The 1186-nt window shown below is 72.8% G+C and carries 1 protein-coding gene; it reads left to right on the forward strand.

The window, feature by feature from the left end:
* Positions 1 to 1186: zinc-binding dehydrogenase (locus AC1D12_RS33735; protein ID WP_477845434.1), on the forward strand; the 1186-nt coding region annotated here is incomplete at both ends.

The raw sequence follows: 1186 nt of genomic DNA on the forward strand, positions 1-1186 counted from the left end.
TCGGGCACGAAGACGCCGGGCACCAGCGTGCCCGACGACCAGCCGCTGCGGCTCGAGATCACCGAGCGCGGCTCGCTCGAGAACCTGGCGCTGCAGCCGGTGCCGCGCGAGGCGCCTGGCGCCGGCCAGGTCGAGATCCGCGTGTTCGCGACCGGCCTGAACTTCCGCGACGTGCTGAACGCGCTCGGCATGTACCCCGGCGACCCCGGCCCGCTCGGCAACGAATGTGCCGGCGTGATCACCGCGGTCGGCACCGGCGTCGATGACCTGAAGGTCGGCGACGAGGTGATCGCGATGGTCGACCGCAGCTTCGCGACCTGGGTGCTCGCGCCGGCGTCGCTGACGGTGCTGAAGCCGCCGCAGATGAGCTTTGCCGAGGCGGCGACCATTCCCGTGACCTTCCTGACCGCCGAGTACGCGCTGAAGCACCTGGCCGGCCTCAAGAAGGGCGACCGCGTGCTGCTGCATGCGGTGACCGGCGGCGTCGGCATGGCGGCCGCGCAGCTCGCGAAGCGCGCCGGTGCCGAGATCTTCGGCACCGCCGGCAGCCCGGCCAAGCGGGCGCTCGCGCAGCGGCTGGGCGTGCAGCACGTGGCCGATTCGCGCTCGCTGAGCTTCGTCGACGACATCCGGCGCGACACCTCGGGCGAGGGCGTCGACATCGTGCTGAACTCCTTGGCCGGCGATTTCATCCCGGCAAGCCTCGGCCTGCTGAAGCCGGGCGGCCACTTCATCGAGATCGGCAAGACCGGCATCTGGGACGCCGCACGCGTCGCCGACGAGTTCCCCGGCCGCCACTACCACCCGCTGTACCTCGGCGAGATCGCCGCGGCGCGCCCGCTGTTCGTGCGCGAGATGCTGCAGGAGCTGCTGGCCGATTTCGCGACCGGCGTGCTGCAGCCGCTGCCGCAGAGGCTGTACCCGATCGAGCGCGCCGAGGAGGCGTTCCGCTACATGGGCCAGGGGCACCACATCGGCAAGATCGTCGTCACGCAGCACCGTGCGCCGCCGGTGCGGCCGGATGCGAGCTACCTGGTGAGCGGCGGGCTGAGCGGCCTGGGCCTCGTCAGCGCGCAGTGGCTGGCCGCCGAGGGCGCGCGCCACCTGGTGCTGGTCGGCCGGCGCGCGCCGTCGCCCGAGACGCAGGCGGCGATCGATGCGCTGCAGGCCGGGGGCGTGCAGGTGC

It is taken from the genome of Rhizobacter sp. P1_G5 (assembly GCF_056405435.1).